The sequence below is a fragment of the Streptomyces glaucescens genome (assembly GCF_002154375.1).
GTDB classification, from domain to species: Bacteria; Actinomycetota; Actinomycetes; order Streptomycetales; family Streptomycetaceae; genus Streptomyces; species Streptomyces glaucescens.
The window spans coordinates 1-18874 of sequence record NZ_MUND01000628.1 but is presented as its reverse complement, the minus strand read 5'-3'; the positions used below and the strand labels follow the sequence as shown (position 1 = coordinate 18874).

Sequence of the window (18874 nt, the reverse complement as noted above, 5' to 3'; positions counted from 1 at the left end):
TCAAAGAGACACGCGCTAGCCCAGATACCGGGCCACCGCCTCCTCGATCCCCGTCGCGTCCGCATCCTCCGCCGCCCAGGCCACGTATCCGTCGGGCCGTACCAGGACGGTCGTCCGGCGGTCGCCCGCCCAGCGTTCCACGGTCAGCCACCCCTCACCGACACCGGGGCCTCCGTACGTCCCGGGCGTGATCAGCACGAACCGGCCGCCGCGCAGCGCCTCGTAGAGCCGGCCGCCCTGCAGGGCGACGTCCGGGACGCGGGTGCCGGTGAGACGGTGGGCGCCGCGGGGTGCGGGGTAGGCATAGCCGATTCCGGTGATCTGGCCCAGGGCCTTGCGCTGGGCGGGTGGGGCCATGTCGACGAACGCGGAGACCAGGGCGCGGGCGGCGCGCAGCAACGGATTGCGCGCGCGGGCCAGCCGGACCAGTCCGCCGCTGCTGCGCAGCACCGTCTTGCCGACCGGGTGGCGCTCGGCCTCGTAGCTGTCGAGGAGCCCTTCACGCGCCCGGCCCTGGACGGCCGCGGCGAGCTTCCAGCTCAGGTTGGCGGCGTCCTGGAGGCCGGTGTTCATCCCCTGCCCGCCCGCCGGGGAGTGGATGTGCGCCGCGTCTCCGGCGAGGAAGACCCGCCCGACCCGGTAGTGCGGTGCCTGGCGCTCGTCACTGTGGAAGCGGGAGAGCCAGCGGGCGTCGTGCATGCCGTAGTCGGTGCCCAGGGCGCGGCGGGTGATCTCCTTGACCTCGTCGAGGTCGAGCGGGGCGTCGTCGGAGACCTCGTTGCGACGGTTCCAGCCCATGACCCGGTACCAGCCGTCGCCGAAGGAGGCGATCATGGCGAAGGCGTCGCCGCGGCCGTTGACGGTGAGGACGCCCTCGGGCTTCTCGGCCAGCCGGACATCGGCCAGGATCAGCGACTTGATGACGGAGACACCGGGGAAGTCCAGGCCGATGGCCTCCCGTACGGCGCTTCGGTGACCGTCGGCGCCGACGACGTAGGCCGCCCGGCGGGTGACGGCTTCCCCGTCCGGGCCGCGCAGGTCGAGGTCGACCCCCTCGTCGTCCTGCCGCAGTCCCACGACCTCGCTCTCGTATGCGAATTCGACCCCGGCCTCCCGGGCCCGCCGCTCCAGGAGCCGCTCGACCTCGTACTGCGGGGTGATGAGCAGGAACGGGTAGCGCGAGGGCAGCGTGCTCAGATCGAGGGAGAGGCGGCGGAAGAGCCGCAGGCCGGTGATGGTGTCGCCGGTGGTGAGCAGTTCGTCGGCGAGGCCGCGGGCGTCGAGCTGCTCCAGGGTGCGGGCGTGCACACCGAAGGCGCGGGAGAGGTTGCTGATCTTGCGCGGCCGCTTCTCGACGAGCGTGACGGGGACGCCGGCTGTGGCGAGGTCACCGGCGAGGAGGAGGCCGGTGGGGCCGGAGCCGACGACGATCACGGTGCGGTGGGTGGCGGTGCCGTTCATGGTGGCCTCCTGGTGCCGACGCTTTGTTTGCCAACAGTTGTTGGCCAACGCGCGTTGACGAACGTAGCGAGGCGCTGAGGGTGCTGTCAACAGTCGTTGGCAAACGAGTGTTGACCAACGCCCACTTCTTCGACACGGGGGAGAACAACGAGGTCCTCCCCGTGAGGTCACCCGGCGGACGATGTTGTGGGCGGGCCGCGGCTCAGGGGCGAAGAAGAGGAGCATCTGCTGGTGCCGCGCGGTCGGTGGTCTGGTCGGGTCGTAAAAAAGGAGGGACGCGGGTGGCGATAGCGGCGCGGTCGTGGCGCAGGGGCACACGCGGGATGCTCCACTCCCCCGGCTTCAGCGACAGGAACGGCGCGGTCGGGTCGGGGCCGGCCTCCGGTCCCGCCGGGGATGGCGGGCGGGTGCCCTGAAGCGCGGCGGAATGTCGGGTGCCCAGCGGGCCCTGTGGAGGCGGAGCCGGGTTCTTGGGCGCGCTCGGTGCGGGCCTCGGTGATGTCGGTGCAGTGCCCGGTGATGGCCGTGTGGTCGACGATCTTGCTTGGCAGGCGAGCAGCAGGGGGCGGCTACCGCGAGACTCGTCCATGCATACAGCCGCTGATCCCGGGCAGCAGCACGGCAACAGCTCGGCTTCCCCCTCCGAGCACGTCGGTCCCGCCGCCATCCCCCGTGGTAGCGGGACCGCCCACCTCCGGCGCAGGGACACGGGACCTTCGGAACGAAGACCCACAGGGATCATGCACGGGAAAGCAAGCTGCCGACCACAGTAGGTCCGGCCCGTGCCCTATGTGCACGGGCCGACTGCGACATGCGGGGTCTTCCCACTCAGGCGACGGCGCGCTCGACAGGTCCGCGCCGGCCCGCCGGATCTGTTGGCAGAGACCTGCTTGATGGTGCCGCGGCGTTCGGGCGGCGCAATGAGCCTGGCCTACTGGCCGATGCATCACATCTTGGCGTGGCCGCCATGACGGAGGCGTACTGGCCGGCAGTCGCGCCAGCGTGGAAACTGGCCGGTCAGGAGAACACGCCGGAGCGCAGGAGCGGGCGGTCAGTCGCACCCGCGCCTGGGGCAGGGTGCGGTCCCACCGGTTGCGAGCGCTCGAAGTTCAGGCACTGGATGGACGCCGACAAGGACGGCTGCGGCACCCGGGCCGAGGTGCTGACACCGCTGGCGGGGTTGTCGAGGAAGCCCGACGGCTTCATATCCCTCGGCGGTGGTGCAGGTGTAGCGGAACGGTGCTCTCTCTCGAAGGGACCCCTGTTCCCTGCGCTTCGCCCGTACCGCGGCTGCCGTTGTCGCCGCCCTGCTCCTCCCGATCGCCGCCCACACGACGCCGCGGCGGCCACCCCGCCTTCGCAGCCGCGCGCGCCGGGACAGACGGTGACACTGCCCGTGCGCGACGCGCTCGACCAGCTCCCGGTGCGGAGGTGGACTGGACAGGCCCCTCGCCCGTTCGTTCAGGAAGCCCGGATCGCCTGGTCGATCTCAGCGCCGGTACGGGCCACGACGACGGGCCACTCGTCCCTGAGGGTGGCGGGCAGACGCTCGCGGTCCGCGCCCCGCCGAACTATGGTCGGCCCGCCCGGGACGACGAGCACGGCATCCAGCCGTCGCAGCAGGGCGGCCAGGAGGTCCATGATCCCGTCGCCTCCGAAGCGGTTGAAGGTGATGCCGGTCGGGCTGTTGAAGTACACACCCGCCTCCTCCCCCTCCGCCGTACTCACCAGCAGGAAGTCCGTCTCGGGGTCCTGCACCACTGCATAGGGGCCGAGGACCTCATGCGCGGCACTCATGTCCAACGGCGCCGGCTCACCGTTCTTGAACCGGCATACGAAGATGTCAAAACTCATGGAGTCGCAGCCCTTCAGGGTGGCCATGGCCTGTTCGCCGACACAGCGGATCTTGGCGTGGGTGCTGGTGCGTCGCCGCTTCCAGCGTTTTGAGCAGACGGCCCCTCAACGGCACCGGGTTCCGATCTCTCGCTGCCGGGCACGAAGCCGCGTGGTCAGCTAGCGCAGGGTACCGCTGGACAGATCAATCGGCGGTCTTGGACGAGGGGTGGACAAGCAGAGCGGCGACGCGGTGTGGGGCGTTTCAGAAGACCCGCCCACGAGTCCTTCGACGGTTGGAGCCCGTCTCCGTGAGGCCCCGTGGCCCAGGGTGGTATCCGCATGATTGTGCCGCACCGCTGGGGGAATCCGGAACGCCTGGATCGGCCTGCGCTGCGGCGGCCGACCGGTTGACTCGGCAAGGGGAACACGCGTGACGTTGCGCATCGGGGCAGAGGAAGAGTTCCACGTGGTGGATGTCGAGAGCGGGCACCTGGTGCCACGGGGCCGCGCTGTTCTCGACCGCCTGGACAGACCCGGCTTCACAACGGAGCTCCAGCAGTCGGCGCTGGAGAGCAACAGCCAGGTGCACCACACGCTCGACGACCTGTACGCGGACCTGGCGGGGGCCAGGCGCCGGCTCGACGCGGCGGCTTCCTCGCTCGGGCTGGCCGTGGTGGCGGCCGGCACCGTGCCGCTCGCCCGGATCAGCCCCCGGGACGTCACCGAGGACGACCGGTACCGGCACATGGCCGACGAGTACCGCAAGGTCGCCGACGAGCAGCTCATCTGCAGCGCCCAGGTGCACGTCGACGTGCCCGACCGGGACACCGCCGTGCGCGCCATGTGCCTGGTGTCCCCGTGGCTCGCACCACTACTGGCGTTGTCCGCCAGCTCGCCGTTCTGGCTGGGTGCGGACACCGGATACGCCAGCTGGCGCACCATGCTGTGGCAGCGCTGGCCCACCGCCGGTCCGGCGGGTTGCCACGCGAGCGCGCAGGACTACGACTCCGCCATCGAGGAGCTGATCAGGTCCGGGGTGATCAGCGACGCCGGGATGGTCTACCACGACGTGCGGCCCTCCGCCCACCAGGGCACCCTGGAGCTGCGCATCTGCGACGCCTGCCCGCGGGCGGAGACGGTGGTGCTGGTCGCTGGTCTTTTCCGGGCACTGGTGCGCGACGCCTGCGAACGGCTGACGCACGCCAACGGCCCGGTCTGTGACGGCCGGCACGAGTGGCTCCGTGGCGCCACCTGGCGCGCGGCCCGCTCCGGCCTGGAGGGGAATCTGGTGGACCCGGAGACCCGGCGAGCCGCGCCCGCCCCCGAGGTGCTGCGCCGCATGCGCGACCGCCTGCGCCCGGCACTGGAGGCGTCCGGCGACTGGGACACGGTGCACGCTCTGCTTGAGCAAGCCCTCATCGACGGGAGCGCCGCCCACCGCATGCGGGGCGCGGCCGCCGCCGAGGACCTGCTCGCCGGCGTCGACCTGATGGCCGACGAGACCCGCGGTGGGCGAGCCGGACGGCGTATGGCCCCGGCCACCCGGCTGCCGGACGCCCCGGTCCCCACCGGTGTCGCCCGACCGTACCGCCGCAGGACGGCGGCCGGCGGCACGGTCGGCTGATACCGAAGCGCGGGCGCCTCACTTCCCTTGTCGCGGCGGTGGCCAGGCACCGGACTGGCCCTGCCTGCGCTCGTGCGTGGCTACCGGGCGAACGTGACGTCTACCGGGACGTTCGGGCAGTCGACGATGGCGTCGGTGAGGGTGTCGCGCTCAGCGTTGTCGACGGCGAGCTGCCAGCGCGATCTCGGTGGCGACCCAGTCGGTGACGTACTGGCAGTGGCACGGCACGTGGGTGGGCTGTCACTCGGCCGGGTCCTGGTCGGCGTTGGACCGGTTGCTGCGGGCACTGACCCGATCAGCGAACGCTCGTCACCGAGGTCGTTGGCGTAAGCCTCGCGCTCAGCGGGCGTACACGCCGAGGCGCCGGAGTCCCAGGCCTCGGCGAGCGGGACCAGATGGCCGATGTCCAGCCCGCCCGGTGAGCTGATGCGGAGGTTGTCGTATGCGGTCAGAGGAGGTAGTTCGCGCGCCCCTCGTCATCGAGTTCGAAGGGGCCTTCGGGGATGATGCAGAATTCATTGCCCTCCGGGTCCGCCATCACCAGGAACCCGCCGGCGTCGTACTCCTCCAGCCGACGCCCGCCGAGCGCCTCGACACGCCGCTGCTCTGCGGGCGGGTCGGGTGAGGTGACGTCGAAGTGCATACGGTTCTTCGCAGACTTGGGCTCGCCGGTTCGCTGGAAGCCCAGGCCCAGGCCGTTCTCGCGCCGCAGCCACACATAGGGTCCCATGCGGCCCACGACCGGCCGGCCAAGCAACTGGGACCAGAACGTGGCAAGCCGCTCAGGGTCAGCGGCATCGACGATGAGGGCATTGATCTGCATAGGTGAGTCCGCCATGCCCTGATCTTCCCAGGGCATCACAGGGCCGCTCAGCGTCGGTCGCGGCGCAGTCCTCTCGTTGCCGAGACGTACCGGTGGCGCGGTGGGGGCTCTCACCTCATCGTGATGACGACCTTGCCGGCTTTGGCGTGGCCCTTCTCGGCGTACTCCAGCGCTTCGCGGGTCTGGCCGAAGGAGAAGACGCGGTCGACGACGGGGCGGATCTCTCCGGCGTCGATGAGCCGGGTGAGTTCGCGCAGCTGGTCGCCGTCGGCCTTCATGAACAGGAAGGAGTAGGTGACGCCCTGGCGCTTGGCGTGGCGCCGGGTCTTCCAGCTCAGCGCGTTCATCGCCTGCCGCAGGACCAGGTTCGCGCCCAGCTCGCGGGCGAAGTTCGCGTCGGGAGGCCCCGCGATGCTGATGACCTTTCCGCCGGGCTTGAGGACCCGCAGGGACTTCTCCAGGGTCTCGCCGCCGAGGGTGTCCAGGACGACGTCGTAGCCGTCCAGGACCTCCTCGAAGTCCTGTGTCCGGTAGTCGACGACGACGTCCGCGCCGAGTTCCTTGACCAGACCGGCGTTGGCCGCGCTGGCGGTGGTGGCCACGTGCGTGCCCAGATGCCTGGCCAGCTGGAGGGCGATGGTGCCCACTCCGCCGGAGCCCGCGTGGATCAGGACCTTCTGACCCGGCTGGACCTGTGCCCTCTCGACCAGTGCCTGCCACGATGTCAGGGCGACCAGGGGAAGGGAGGCGGCCTCCTCCATGGTGAGGGTGGCCGGCTTGGGTGCCAGGTCGTTCTGGTGGACGGCGATGAGTTCGGCGAAGGTGCCGATGCGGTCCTTGTCGGGCCGGGCGTAGACCTCGTCGCCCACGGCGAAGCGGGTGACGTCCGGTCCCACCTCGACCACCACCCCGGCGAGGTCGTTGCCCAGAGCGAGGGGGAGACGGTACGGCAGGATCGCCTTGAAGCCGCCGTCGCGGATCCTGAAGTCCAGGGGGTTGACGCTCGCCGCGTGGACCCGGATCAGGACGTCCTCGGCGCCTACCTGCGGGTTTGGCGTCTTCGTGATGCGACCGCCGTTCTGGTCGCCGTACCGGTCGATCATGAAGGCCTTCATCGTCGTCTCCGTTTCCCGTCGTCCGCAGGGGGACGTGGCCACTGACCGCGACCGGCTTTCACCAGTAGGCCATAGTTTGTGATGTTTGATTCGCGTTCCCGGAGCCCCGCCGCCGCGGTGGGGCGGCCGCCACCGGCGCCGTGTACGTCGCTGGATATCGAGCGCCGGTGGAGCGCTGTGCGCCTCAGGCCGCGTCCGGCGATGCGGCCAGGCTCTGCTTCACGTGCCGGGTGATCTCGTCGGCGAGGATCTCGGGCAGTCCCGCCTCGATGCCGTCCAGGGCCTGCGCGGCGACCTCGGCGGGGTCGGCTTTCTGGTCGGCGGGAACGCTCGCGGCCATGCCGGTGTCCATGTATCCGACGTGCAGCGCCGAGACGGCGATGCCGCGGGGCGCCAGCTCCTCCCGGGCCGCGCCGGTCAGCGCCCACGCTGCGGCCTTGGCCGCCGCATAGGCTCCGAGGCCGGCCGGGTGCAGCCAGGACAGGACGGACAGGACGTTGAGCACGGCACCGCCGCCGTTGGACTCGATGACGGGGGCGAAGGCCCGCGTCACGGCGAGCGGACCGAAGAAGTTCGTGTCCATCTCCAGGCGCACCGCGTCCGGGCCGCCCGCGATCAGCGGAGTTCCGGTGGAGATGCCGGCGTTGTTCACCAGGAGCGTCGCATCGGACGCGATGCGCGCCGCGGCGCGGATCGACCCCTCGTCCGTCACGTCGAGGCGCAGCGGGGTGACCCCGGGCAGCTCCACCGTCTCGGGGCGCCGGGCCGCCGCGTACACCGTCGCTCCGCGCTCGACGAGCTGGGCGGCCAGATGCCGTCCGAGCCCCCGGTTGGCGCCGGTGACCACCGCGACCGCGTCCTTCAGTTCCATGTCCACTCCCAGCGTGACGACCGCCGGCGAGCGGCCGGCGGCGCGAATTTAGATTACAACCACAATCTAATCACCGGTTTAGGATAGATGCCAGTCGACATCCAATCGGGAGGTGGCCGATGGGCCGCGTATCGCAGGCGCAGGCCGAGGAGAACCGCCGGCGGGTCGTGGAAATCGCGTCCCGCCTGATCCGGGAACAGGGGACTCACGCCAGCGTCGCCGACATCATGAAGGCGGCCGGACTGACCCACGGCGGTTTCTACAAGCAGTTCGCCAACAAAGATGCACTCATCGACGAAGCCACCGCCCACGCCTTCGACGAACTCACCCGGCGCCACAAGGACGGACTCGAGCAGCACGGCGGGCAGCGCGGCGCCGCCCAGCAGGCGCTGATCGACACCTACCTCTCCCCCGGACACCGCGACAGCCCGGCGGACGGGTGCCCCGTCGCCGCACTCGTCACCGACATGGCGCGCGGGGGCGAAGGCCAGGAAGCCCGCCGGATCTACACCGAGGGCGTGGGCGACTTCGCCGAGTGGCTCACCACTGAGGACCAGGACGGCATCACCCGGCTGTGCACCATGCTCGGCGCACTCGTCCTGGCCCGGGCCACCAGCGGTTCCCCGCTCTCCGAGGAGATTCTCACCACCGCGCGCGCGGCACTGGCCGCATCCGGCTGATCCGTGCCGCGCTGCCGGGCAGCCCGCCGAGGGACGTTCGCCCCCACGTCGCCGACAGCGCAGCCGGCTCCCCCGGCACGCCCCGCACGACTGGACGGCGCGGCAATGCACCCCACCGGATCCAGCCCTCCGGGGCGACGCCGGGGGCACCGGTTTCCAGGATGCCGACCTGGCCGAGCCGCACGCCGCCGATCGGGCGGTTCCCGCCTCGGGCGCAGTTCGGGGCCCGGGCACCCTGGGCGCCGCGGCGGCGAGGGCGAGGTGTGGCGGGTGATCAGCTCCGCGACGTCGCCGGTACGGCCGGAGACGGAGACCATGGCGCACTGGGACAGGTCGTGGCCGTGCGTCGGCCGGTGCCTCGTGTGCGAGACGTCTTGCCGGTCGGCGGTGACGGCGCCGTGATCGCGGCCAAGGCGCGGGCACGTCCAGGAGTTGTACGCCTGCGCGCCGCTGATGCCGGACTCCGCCTGCCGGTACGACGTCCAGTTCCCTCTGGTTCAGCGCGTCGAGCTGAGCGAGTCCAGGGCCCCCGTCATGACTGACCGGCGTCGCCCTGAACACCCTCACCGACCTCACCTGGCGCGACGCCATCGCCGGCACCCCCTGGCACAAGCACGCCCCCGCCCGCATCGAGCCCGTTCCCGCCTGACGAACACACCGCCTCCCACGGCAGCGGCACACCAACACCATGCAAGGAGAACAACCGTGACGACCACCGACTTCGCCACCATGACGGGCCTGGAACTGATGCGCTGGGTGCAGACCGAGCGCCCCACCGACATCCCCTCCATCGGCCGCCTGCTCGGCATGCGCTTCGACGAGGTCGAACACGGCCGCATCGTCATCTCCCTCGACACCCGCCCCGACTTCGCCAACCCTCTCGGCACCGTCCACGGCGGCATCGCCGCCACTCTCCTCGACTCCGCCATGGGCTGCGCCGTCCACACCACCCTCCCCGCCGGCACCGGATACACCACCCTCGAACTCAAGGTGAACTACATCCGCGCCGCCCGCACCGACGGCCAGACCCTCACCGCCACCGGTACCGTCATCCACGCCGGCCGCCGCACCGCCACCGCCGAAGGGAAGGTCCTCGACGAGCAGGGCAGGCTCGTTGCCCACGCCACCACCACCTGCATGATCTTTTAGGTGGTCCGGCCGCAGTCGGCTCCCCGCCGCCGCTGCGGCACGCAGGCCATCACCCCGGCCCTCCAGCCCTCGCAGAACCTGTAGGCGCGGGTGTCGATCCGCTGACGAACTCGATAGAGCGAACGTGCTGCAAATCAGCTCGCGGACCTTGAGCTCGCGTGCCCCAATCGTGTTTCGGTCAGCGTCGACCTGCAATGGCGAGATCGTCCGCCCAGGGTGGATTCGCACCGGGGACCGAACACGTCAGGGTGGCGACTTGAGCGGCGAACGAGCAGGCATCAGCGACGTCTGCGAGGGTCAGTTCGCCGAGTCGGCCGCCCAAGTGCCCGAGGTCGGCAAGGCGGTGGAGAAGGCCCGCAGTGAAGGAGTCGCCGGCGCCGACGGTGTCGACGACCGCCGCAGGAGGGGCTGTGACGGTGACGCGCACACCGTCGAGGGACGCGAGGGCGCCGCGCCCGCCGAGGGTGATGACGACGAGACGCGCGCCGGCGGCGTGCCAGGTGTCGCAGGCCTCTTCGAGGCCGGCACCGGGAGCCAGGAGGGCACTGTCGTCTTCGCTGAGGCGGAGCACGTCGGCGACGGCGCACCAGTGATGCAGCCGTTCGCGGTAGGCGGAGGCCGGTACGAGCAGAGGGCGGACGTTGGGGTCGATGGATACGGTGGCGTGCTCGCGCACCTGAGCGAGGTGTTCCTCGATGCGGCCGCCGCCGGGCCGACGGATCAGCGCGAGGGAGCCGGTGTGCAGGCAGACCGTGTCGTCGTTGCGCGTTGCGGCGAGTGCGCTGTCGGTCCACTGCCAGTCGGCGGCGCCGTCGGCGTAGAAGGTGTAGGCGGCCTGGGCGGTCGCGTCGAGGTCGGCGACGGCGAGCGTGCTGGGCTCGGAGCTGGTCACGCTGCCGGTCAGGTCGACACCGGAGGCGCTGAGGCGGGCACGGAAGAGGGTGCCGAAGGCGTCGTCGGAGAGACGGCCGAGGAAGCGGGTGGGGGTGCCGAGCCGGGCGAGGGCGACAGCGGTGTTGGCCGGGCCGCCACCGGCCAGCGCCCGCAGGGCCAGGCCGCCGGAATCGGACCGGTCGCGGTCCTCGAAGATGTCGGCGACGCACTCGCCGAGGACGTCGACACTGCCGGGGGACCCGGGTCGGGCCATGGTGACTGTCTGCCTCTCAGTAAGGGCGCGGGGCTGTCGCCCCGCGCCACGGAACGCAGCCGAGGGCGCCAAAACGGCGTGAGGTGCTGCGGTGGGCATGTCCGCCGCACACGGTGCGGAGGGCGCGGGGCCTGTCCGTGTGCGGGTGGGCCGGCCTTCAGAGCTCGTGCGGCCCGGCGATCAAGCGCTCTGTGCTGCCCAGCGCGCCGGCTGGGACACCTTCCGGATGTCCAGCGGGGCCAGGTTCCAGGCCGCGACGGCGAACTCGCTGCGCCCTGACCCTGTCGTACGGGCCTGTAGCCGCCACGGTCCGTCGGTGGACGGGTAGAACCTCAGGGTGAGGACCTGCTCCTCGGCCAGGTAGACCTCGGCTATCGAGCGGTCCACGATCACGCGGAGTTCGACCGGGGTGTTGGGGCGCTTCGCGGTCGGGCACGGCGCGGTGTACGCCCCTCCTCGTGCCCGCGCGTCCGGTGAGGCGTGGGTGCGGTCGACGACGAGGCGGCCTGCCGTGGGGTCGAGGCTGATGTCGAGGTACTCGGCTCCGTCGGTCGAGGTGATCAGGCGCAGTCCGCTCGTACCGGTGGTGTCCGGCACGAGGACAGCGGTGAGGTCGAAGGTGTGGCCGACCTGGCCGATCTCGATGGGCTCGTGCCGGGTGGCATGCCCGGTTCCGTGGAGGACGCGCGGGCCACGCAGGGCCAGCAGTTCGCGGGCGGGGCGCTGGGCGACCTTTCCGTCGGCGGTGAGACTCACTTCTCGGGGAAGCGTGAGCACGCCTGCCCAGCCCGCCTCATGTGCCCAGGCTTCGTCCCGGGCTTCCCAGGCCCAGCCCCACATCAGCCAGCGGTCCTCTCCGGGGACTCGCAGCAGAGCGGGGGCGTAGAAGTCGGGACCGTGGTCCAGCGGCACCGGGCTCGCGGCCGCTTCGAAGCGTCCGTCTTTCTCCCGGCCGGTGACGACGGTCGTGTGGCTGGGGCCGCCTTGGGGGGTCCAGTCGCTGAGGATCAGGACACCGTGGTCGCCGAAGGTGGCGTATTGGGGGCACTCCCAGCCGATCGGGCCTTCGGCGGCGTCGCTGCTGTGGAAGGGGCCGCGGTAGGTCCAGTGCTCCAGGTCGTCGGACTCGTACAGCTGTGCCGCGGCGCGGCCGTCGTCGAGGGCGGAGCCGACCAGCATCCGCCAGCGCCCGTCCTGCCGCCAGACGTAGGGGTCCCGGTACATGGTGGTGCCGGCGGGCGGTTCGGGGATGAGCAGGTGCGGGCGCTTGGCCCAGGTGTGGCCGTTGTCGTGTGACTCGGCGGTCGTGACTGGCTGCCACCAGCGGTCGTTGCGGTGGGCGGAGTAGAAGGCCACCATGCGGCCGTCGACGGAGACGGCGTTGCCTGAGTAGCAGCCGTCGGCGTCGTCGCCCCCGGGCGTGGGGGCGAAGGCAACGGCGCGCGAACGTGACCAGAAGCAGTCTGCTGCGTCTGCTGCTCGCACTCGCGATATGCCTGGGCCTGACATCACCCCTGATGACGCAGACCGCCAGCGCGAACGAGACCACCCTGTCCAACCCCGGCTTCGAGTCCGGCGACCTCAGGGGCTGGACCACCACCGGAACCGCCTTCAACGGGTCGGTCACCGACGACCCGGGCTGGGGCTGGGGCTGCTGCTTCAACCAGCAGGGCTCCTACCATCTGTGGGGGTTCGCCGCGGGCGGCGACGCCGCCACCGGGACGGTGACGTCCGAGCCGTTCACGCTCACCGGTACCGGCATGGTCAGCGTCCTGGTCTCCGGCGGCCGTAACGATAACGACCTCTACGCCGCCCTGACCACCCTCGACGGATCCGTCCTGCACAAGGCCACCGGAACCGACGACGAGGCATACCGCCGCGTCACCTGGGACGCCCGCGAACACCTCGGCAAGCAACTGCGCATCACCCTCGTGGACAAGGCCACCGGCGGCTGGGGCCACATCAACCTCGACGACGTCCGCGTCGGCACCGACCCCGCACCCGATCCCTCCCGGAGGGGACTCGCCGCCCATTAGGACTTCGCGGAGGGTCAGGGCACCACGACCCGGGAGAAGGTCAGCCGGGCCGCCGACCCCATCAGCTACGTCTTCAACGACGCGCGGTACAAGCCGGACAGCGCCCCGCTCTGGCGCCAGAAGAACGAAGCCGACGGTGTGCTCTCCGGCGCCCTGCTGTTCGACGGCTACTCCACCTGGGTCACCCGCGCCGCAGCGCAGACGCAGCTGCCCACGGACGGCCTGACCGTCGAGGCTTGGGTCGCGCCGCGCGCGTTCGAGTGGGGAGACGACGGCAAACCGTCCGCCGTCGTCAACCAGCAGGACAAGGCGGCCAAGCGGGGCTTCTCCCTCGGTGTCGGCCGGCACGGCAGGTGGCAGTTTGGCATCGGAACCGGCGAAGCGTGGTACGAGACGACGGTCCCGAAGCCGGCGGCCCTGGCCGCGGGCAAGTGGGCGCACCTGTCGGCCGTGTTCGCCCCGACCGAGGGAGCGATCAGGCTCTTCCTCAACGGCGAGCAGGTCGCCCAGAGCTCCGTCCCGACCACCGCACGGCTGGCCGAGGCCGACGTCCCCCTGATCATCGGCCGTCACAACCAGCCCGCCGTCATCAACGGCACGTTCGCCGTGAACATGTTCAACGGACTCATCGACGAGGTGAAGATCCACAACAGCGCCCTCATCCCGGCGTCGGTCACGGCCGGCCACCAGAAGGACGTGCAGACCTTCGCTGGCGGCACCACCCCCAAGGCCCAGATGGAAATGGACCGCTCCCGGTACGACGGTGACCGGTACCGTCCCGGCTACCACTTCACCGCCCCGAACCACTGGATGAACGAACCCCACGCCCCCATCCAGTACAAGGGCAAGTACCACCTCTTCTACCAGCACAACTCCCACGGCCCCTACTGGCACAACATCGCCTGGGGCCACGCGGTGAGCGAGGACCTGGTGCACTGGCGCGACCTGCCCGTCGCACTCGCGCCCACCGAGGACAGCGTGGCCCCCGACGGGGTCTGGTCCGGCGACGCCGCCTACGACGAGAACGGCGTGCCCGTCCTGCTGTTCACCGCGGGCAACGACTCCCAGCGTCCCAACCAGGCCACCGGCCTCGCCCGCCCCGTCGACCCCGGCGACAGCGACCTGGTCGAGTGGAAGATGCACCCCACCCTCGTCACCAGCCAGACCGCCGACCTCGACGTCGGCGCCGGGCGCAAGGTCCGCTTCGGCGACTTCCGCGACCCGTTCGTGTGGCAGGAGGGCGACACCTGGTTCCAGCTGATGGGCTCCGGCGTCCAGGCCACCGACGGCCGCGACATCGGCGGCACGGCCCTGCTCTACACATCCAGGAACCTCACCGACTGGACGTACTCCGGACCGCTCATGGTCGGCGACGTGGCGGCCTACCCCAAGACCGGCCAGGTCTGGGAACTGCCCACCTTCCTGCCGATCGGCAAGGACGCCCAGGGCCGCGAACGCCGAGCCCTGCTCATCAACCCGGCCTTCCCCGCCGGCCCCGGCGAGTACAGCAGCAAGTACGTCTACTACTGGGTCGGCACCTGGGACGCTCAGGCCCGCCGCTGGACACCGGACACCACGGAGCCGAAGCTGATGGACTACGGCGAGCACTTCACCGGCCCCAGCGGCATGGTGGACGACAAGGGACGCTCGCTCGTCTTCAGCATCGCGCAGGACCGACGCACCGAGCGCGCCCACTACGACGCCGGCTGGGCGCACAACGCCGGCCTGCCCGTCGAGCTGTCCATGCGGCCCGACGGCGACCTCGGATTCCGTCCCGTCGAAGAAATCTCACGCCTCCACGACGGAGAACCCCTCGTCGACATCACCACTCCCACGTCCATCGCGGCCGTCAACGAGCGCCTGACCCACGTCAAGGGCGACATGCTGCACATCAAGGTCACGCTCGAACGCGGCACCGCCGGCACGTTCGGTCTCGACGTCCTGCGCAGCCCGGGAGACGAAGAGAGCACCCGCCTCTTCTACGACACGGCCGCCGCGCAACTGGGAGTGGACCGCTCCAGGTCCGGGAACAACTCCAGCGCCGAGCCGAATGTCGGCGTCCACAAGGGGCCGCTGGCACTCTCGAACGGACAGCTGACGCTGGAGGTGTTCGTCGACCGCTCGGTGATCGAGGCCTACGCCAACTCGCACAAGTCGATCACCACGCGCGCCTACCCGTACCGTCAGGACTCCCTCGGCCTGCGGCTCTTCGGCGACGGCAGCACCGTCAGATCCATGACCGTCTGGAAGATGGGCAGCATGACCGACTGACCCAGGCGCTCGACCACACACTGGCAACACAGCCCGGCCCAAAGCCTGGCCGCTGCAGCCCCGGGCTCCTGAGCTCGGGGCTGCAGGCGTCCAACTGCTTCGCGCAGTTCACGGCCTGGTCCGCAGAGTGCATGGTCTGACGTGCGGTGCGGCTTCGGCCCTCTGGGCTTCGCCTACGTTGTGCTGGGCGAACCAGAACCGCCGACCAGACCCCCTTTGACGAGCCCCGTCGGCGTGGTATCTTCCAGGACGCTGGCGAACTGGTCGGCGCTGGCCCGGGCGCGGGCGGCGTATGCGCGTACGGCGTCGGCGGCTGCGGCCGCACTGCTCCGAACTCGACGCCCTCACCGGGCACGTCCGATCCTTCGCGACCATGCTCACCGAGCGCCAGGGCGAGCGCCTGCCCGACTGGCTCGACGCCGTCCGGCAGGACGACCTGCCCAGCCTCCACACCCTCGCCGCGGGCATCGACCGCGACCGCGACGCCGTCATCGCCGGCCTCACTCTGCCGTGGAGTTCTGGCGTCGTCGAAGGACACGTCAACCGGATCAAGATGCTCAAGCGCCAGATGTTCGGCCGCGCGGGCTTCATGCTGTTACGCAAGCGAGTACTACTCGCCTGAGCTGGCTGGCCGAGTTCCGGCTACTTCAGCAACCGGAAGCCAGGCTGCTGAGCCCAGGCTCTGAGGAACTCCGCCGAACCGTACGCGGCAGGCCATGGACCGGTCGTCGTGGCGATGACGCCGGGAAGGCCGGCCACCAATGGCACTTGGTCCTCCCTTAGTTCGGCGTTGACGACTCCATCGACCACGTCCATAACGGCGGCGGACAGCAGGGCCGCGACGGCGTGGTCGACTGGACGGTTGCAGAAGGCGACGACATTGACGGCGTGGGTCGGCGTGAAGCCGATAAGAGACTCCTGATCGACTTCATCGGCGTGCTCGGCCTCGAATACGGACTCGTCACCGATGCCGGGCCCCATGACGGAGACCAGGACAGGCCGGCTTCCGCCGACGCCCCCGGTCTCCGAAAGGCCGAGGCTCTCCACGCGAATGTTCAGGTCGTACTCGCCAACCCGCTTCTCCTCGAGCCGTGCCGAGGAGCGAACCAGAAGGTCGCGGAGCCGCTGAATCACCGCGCGGGGGACGGCCTCCGCCAACTCGATCACCAACACCGGTCCGCTCATATCTCGGAGCCTAACCAGCCGGAGCTACCTTCCCCACCTCATTACTCAGCGTGCACGCATCACAGAAGTTGAGCCAGAGCCCGTTCTCATGAACAGAGCCACGGGAAAATGCTGGTGAGAGCGAGAGCGGCTGTGGCAGCAGGCCGCGCTATACCGACTCCGTCGAGCCCGCTAACACGGCTGTGCGTTCCGATGCTGGTCGCCCGCCTGCTCCAATGCGGGCCTCGTAGGCGGGCAGGGCGGTGATGACCGTGGCGCGTTCCGCAGGGGCGAGACCGCGCAGCGACCGCGGACACGTCTATGACGCTGTGGGCTCGTCAGTAATGGCGGCAGCGATCAGCGCGACATAATTGTCGGTCCAGCAGTCCGACTCCTTGGTCGCCACTTCGGCACCGCAGCCACTGCAGACAAGGTTGGGGCCGTCCAGGCCGGAAGGCCCGCAGGCCCGCAGCAACCGGCAAGACGCCGTGCATCAGGGTGCCGCGCGACCCCGGAAGATCATCCGGATGCACAATCAGCAGCCTGGCATCGAAACTGACCTTGAAGGTCCCCGCAGCCATCCGAGGGGAGGCAATCGCGTGGCCGGCCGGCCGCTCCGGCCCCTGCACCGGCTCTCCGGACTCCACTTCGTCCGTCAGGGGCTGTCGACAGCCGACGCAGCGGAAGATGGTCATCTCGTAGCCCTCCGTACTGCCGTCATGCCTGCAGGGGTCACTTCGTTGCCGTGGCCCGCCAGGCCGCGGTGACACAACCTTCCTCCCAGTGCCACCATCCTTTGGCGTCGCCGTGCTCCAGGAGCCTCCGTATCCGAGGCAGGTCGGCATCTGGTGGGACATCGAGTGCCACCATCCGGAATTGCTCGATCCCCTCACCGGTCGTGCCCAGACGGTGAAACGTCTCCAGCACGGTCTGCCGCGCGGCACATGAGCCGCCGTCCTTCAGGACGAGCAGCCGAATGGTGCAGTTCTCCGAAGCCCGCACCGTCTCACCGGCCCAGCGGGCTCCTTCCTCGTCGACCTCCACCCGGATGATGTCGTCGCTGGCGACTCCGCGTACGAACCAGGGAGTGTTGTCCAGGCGCACGGTCCCGTCGCCGAGGTCCACTGCCCACAAGCTCTCCACGCTTGCCGGCGGCCAGCCGTCCTCGTCCACCTCCAGCCTGAAATGGACCTTCACATGATCATCCCTGACGCTCGTCACGGCACCATCATCCACAGCAGCTGCCACGCTGGGAAACGATCACCTCACGAACGGAGAACAATCTTCGACGCCTTGCGTGGCCTCTGGCCGGAGTTCGTACTCCCCGGTGACCCTTACGCTGTCTGTAACTCAGGGCGCGATGGGGTGTACCTCCATAACTGGGACACTCTGTGCCTGCCCGGAACCGTAAGGGCTTCCCTCTGAGCGGGACTTGCGAGGGCGCGGGCCGCCGGACGACCACGCGGCTGCTGGAGGGCGACCTCCCGAAATGCGCGGCCTTGCTCGGCCTCTGTGCACACAGATCCCTCCAGGGGTTCAGGTTCTCCAACGCCTGCTGGGATCGGCACTTCCCTGCCGAGCGCCGGACGGCGCACCGCATGGCGGCAGTCCTGGGAGGAAGGCGGCTTCCTCTACCAGCGGCGGGGGGAGGTCCAGGCCCGGAACGCCGGATGGCATGAGATCGCCGTCTGGATCAAGGCGGTGCTCAGCCTGGCCGCGGCGCGCGCGGTCCTCGTCCTGCTGGACGCCGCGACCGACGTCTTGGCCGTCACGCTGCACCATCTGTTGACTGCCGTGCCGCGCGCCCAGTACGGGTGGTCAATGACCAGCTGCCTCGAGGCATCGCGACCGACCACGCGGGACATGCCTTCGCCATGGAAACCTGGTCCCGGCATGATTCCCACCGTGCATGAAGACGAGGGCCATCGCAGGCGCGCGCGGTACACCCTGGCTGATGAGGAGCACGGGCATGTCTGGGGCGTCTGCGCCGAGGTGGAAGGGCTGTTCGGGGAGCCCCAGCGGGGGACCCACGAGCTGTTCGGCTGGGTTCCACAGGCAGAAGTGCGCGGTTGGGTCGGCGACCGAGTGTGGCTGGTGCCGGACGACGACACGCTCGATCCCTGGCTGCTGGAGGACGCGGAGAGCGTAGGCCAGCCCCTGGGGACAGACAGTCTCGTACTCACCGGCCTAGGCAACTCCGAAGGCCCACCCGAGGGACACAGGGGCCGAGTTCGCGTGCACGACGGGCACCGCTGGCTGGGCTCCTGCCGAGAATTCGCCCGTGTCCTGCCGCCCAAGCAGTCGGCGCCCCCGCTCGTCCTGCGGGGGCTCACCCAGGATGATCAACTGCGGGTGGCACTGATGAAGGGCAGCCGGCGGGCGCTGGACCTGGAGCAGGCCGCCCTGGAGATACAGGACGACCAGGGCGAGCCGCTCACCGAACGCCTGCTCTGGGCCAGAGTCAGCGCCTGGCGCCCATCGTTCTACGGGACGGATCTGATCGACCTGGAGCTCGACGGAGAGCTCTTCACGCCCGTTCCCGAATACGCCCGGCCCATCTGGGAGCGGTGGTTCGCGGGGCCGCCGGACACCCGGGGTGCCTGGGTCGGCCTCGACACCCGGCGCCGTGGAGCCTGGCTCGACCTCGTCCGAGAGCGGGCCTGCCGACGCACCCACCGTGACCGGCCGGCCGGTCAC

At 70.2% G+C, this 18874-nt stretch carries 15 protein-coding genes and 1 pseudogene; 7 read left to right on the top strand and 9 right to left on the bottom strand.

All coding sequences use genetic code 11. The annotated features are described in order from the left end of the window. Positions 1–15: 15 nt before the first annotated feature. Positions 16–1461 carry an FAD-dependent monooxygenase gene (locus tag CCN42_RS33480; protein ID WP_086741198.1) on the bottom strand — a complete coding sequence of 482 codons (1446 nt, stop codon included), beginning with the start codon at positions 1459–1461 and terminating at the stop codon, positions 16–18. 1461 nt (positions 1462–2922) lie between these two features. Then, positions 2923–3342, bottom strand: a complete 420-nt coding sequence (locus CCN42_RS43905) for a hypothetical protein (RefSeq protein WP_211294848.1) — start codon at positions 3340–3342, stop codon at positions 2923–2925. A gap of 385 nt (positions 3343–3727) precedes the next feature. Between CCN42_RS43905 and CCN42_RS33475 the strand changes: the two genes are divergently transcribed. Next, the gene (locus tag CCN42_RS33475; protein WP_086741196.1) at positions 3728–4921 is read left to right on the top strand and encodes a carboxylate-amine ligase; all 1194 of its coding nucleotides are present in this window, start codon (positions 3728–3730) and stop codon (positions 4919–4921) included. Between the two features lie 448 nt (positions 4922–5369). Here CCN42_RS33475 and CCN42_RS33470 read toward each other — a convergent pair whose 3' ends face one another. The 3 genes from CCN42_RS33470 to CCN42_RS33460 all read right to left on the bottom strand — a co-directional run bounded on the left by CCN42_RS33470 (position 5370) and on the right by CCN42_RS33460 (position 7730). Then, complete coding sequence (locus tag CCN42_RS33470) at positions 5370–5759, bottom strand: VOC family protein (protein WP_086741202.1); 390 nt, start codon at positions 5757–5759, stop codon at positions 5370–5372. A gap of 95 nt (positions 5760–5854) precedes the next feature. After that, positions 5855–6859: an NADP-dependent oxidoreductase gene (locus CCN42_RS33465; RefSeq protein ID WP_086741195.1), complete on the bottom strand. Its 1005-nt coding sequence runs from the start codon at positions 6857–6859 to the stop codon at positions 5855–5857. Positions 6860–7043: 184 nt separating this feature from the next. After that, positions 7044–7730, bottom strand: coding sequence for an SDR family oxidoreductase (locus CCN42_RS33460; RefSeq protein ID WP_086741193.1), 687 nt, complete (start codon positions 7728–7730; stop codon positions 7044–7046). Positions 7731–7849: 119 nt separating this feature from the next. Here CCN42_RS33460 and CCN42_RS33455 point away from each other — a divergent pair, with 119 nt between their 5' ends. Both CCN42_RS33455 and CCN42_RS33450 read left to right on the top strand, forming a co-directional pair. Further along, positions 7850–8410: a TetR/AcrR family transcriptional regulator gene (locus CCN42_RS33455; protein ID WP_086741191.1), complete on the top strand. Its 561-nt coding sequence runs from the start codon at positions 7850–7852 to the stop codon at positions 8408–8410. 705 nt (positions 8411–9115) lie between these two features. Then, positions 9116–9559 carry a PaaI family thioesterase gene (locus CCN42_RS33450; protein WP_086741189.1) on the top strand — a complete coding sequence of 148 codons (444 nt, stop codon included), beginning with the start codon at positions 9116–9118 and terminating at the stop codon, positions 9557–9559. A 178-nt stretch (positions 9560–9737) separates the two neighbouring features. Here the strand turns inward: CCN42_RS33450 and CCN42_RS33445 are convergent, their stop codons facing one another. Next, positions 9738–10706: a carbohydrate kinase family protein gene (locus tag CCN42_RS33445; protein ID WP_086741187.1), complete on the bottom strand. Its 969-nt coding sequence runs from the start codon at positions 10704–10706 to the stop codon at positions 9738–9740. Positions 10707–10886: 180 nt separating this feature from the next. Further along, positions 10887–12191 (bottom strand): glycoside hydrolase family 32 protein, encoded by a 1305-nt coding sequence (locus CCN42_RS33440; RefSeq protein WP_245877583.1) that lies wholly within the window; start codon positions 12189–12191, stop codon positions 10887–10889. Between CCN42_RS33440 and CCN42_RS33435 the strand changes: the two genes are divergently transcribed. The 3 genes and pseudogenes from CCN42_RS33435 to CCN42_RS33425 all read left to right on the top strand — a co-directional run. Then, positions 12155–12742, top strand: coding sequence for a hypothetical protein (locus CCN42_RS33435; RefSeq protein WP_169731572.1), 588 nt, complete (start codon positions 12155–12157; stop codon positions 12740–12742). The two genes, CCN42_RS33440 and CCN42_RS33435, sit on opposite strands and share 37 nt — an antisense overlap. Before the next feature lie 138 nt (positions 12743–12880). Continuing rightward, positions 12881–15013, top strand: a complete 2133-nt coding sequence (locus tag CCN42_RS33430; RefSeq protein WP_086741183.1) for a GH32 C-terminal domain-containing protein — start codon at positions 12881–12883, stop codon at positions 15011–15013. A 325-nt stretch (positions 15014–15338) separates the two neighbouring features. Next, positions 15339–15635 (top strand): annotated as a pseudogene (locus CCN42_RS33425) (transposase); the annotation flags it as partial. A gap of 20 nt (positions 15636–15655) precedes the next feature. Here the strand turns inward: CCN42_RS33425 and CCN42_RS33420 are convergent. Together CCN42_RS33420 and CCN42_RS33415 are read right to left on the bottom strand one after the other, a co-directional pair. Continuing rightward, positions 15656–16198 (bottom strand): DUF6368 family protein, encoded by a 543-nt coding sequence (locus CCN42_RS33420; protein WP_143662108.1) that lies wholly within the window; start codon positions 16196–16198, stop codon positions 15656–15658. A 711-nt stretch (positions 16199–16909) separates the two neighbouring features. Continuing rightward, complete coding sequence (locus CCN42_RS33415; RefSeq protein WP_086741179.1) at positions 16910–17398, bottom strand: DUF4265 domain-containing protein; 489 nt, start codon at positions 17396–17398, stop codon at positions 16910–16912. A 672-nt stretch (positions 17399–18070) separates the two neighbouring features. Here CCN42_RS33415 and CCN42_RS33410 point away from each other — a divergent pair. Beyond that, on the top strand, positions 18071–18874 hold an 804-nt coding region (locus tag CCN42_RS33410), incomplete at its 3' end, for a hypothetical protein (RefSeq protein WP_086741199.1).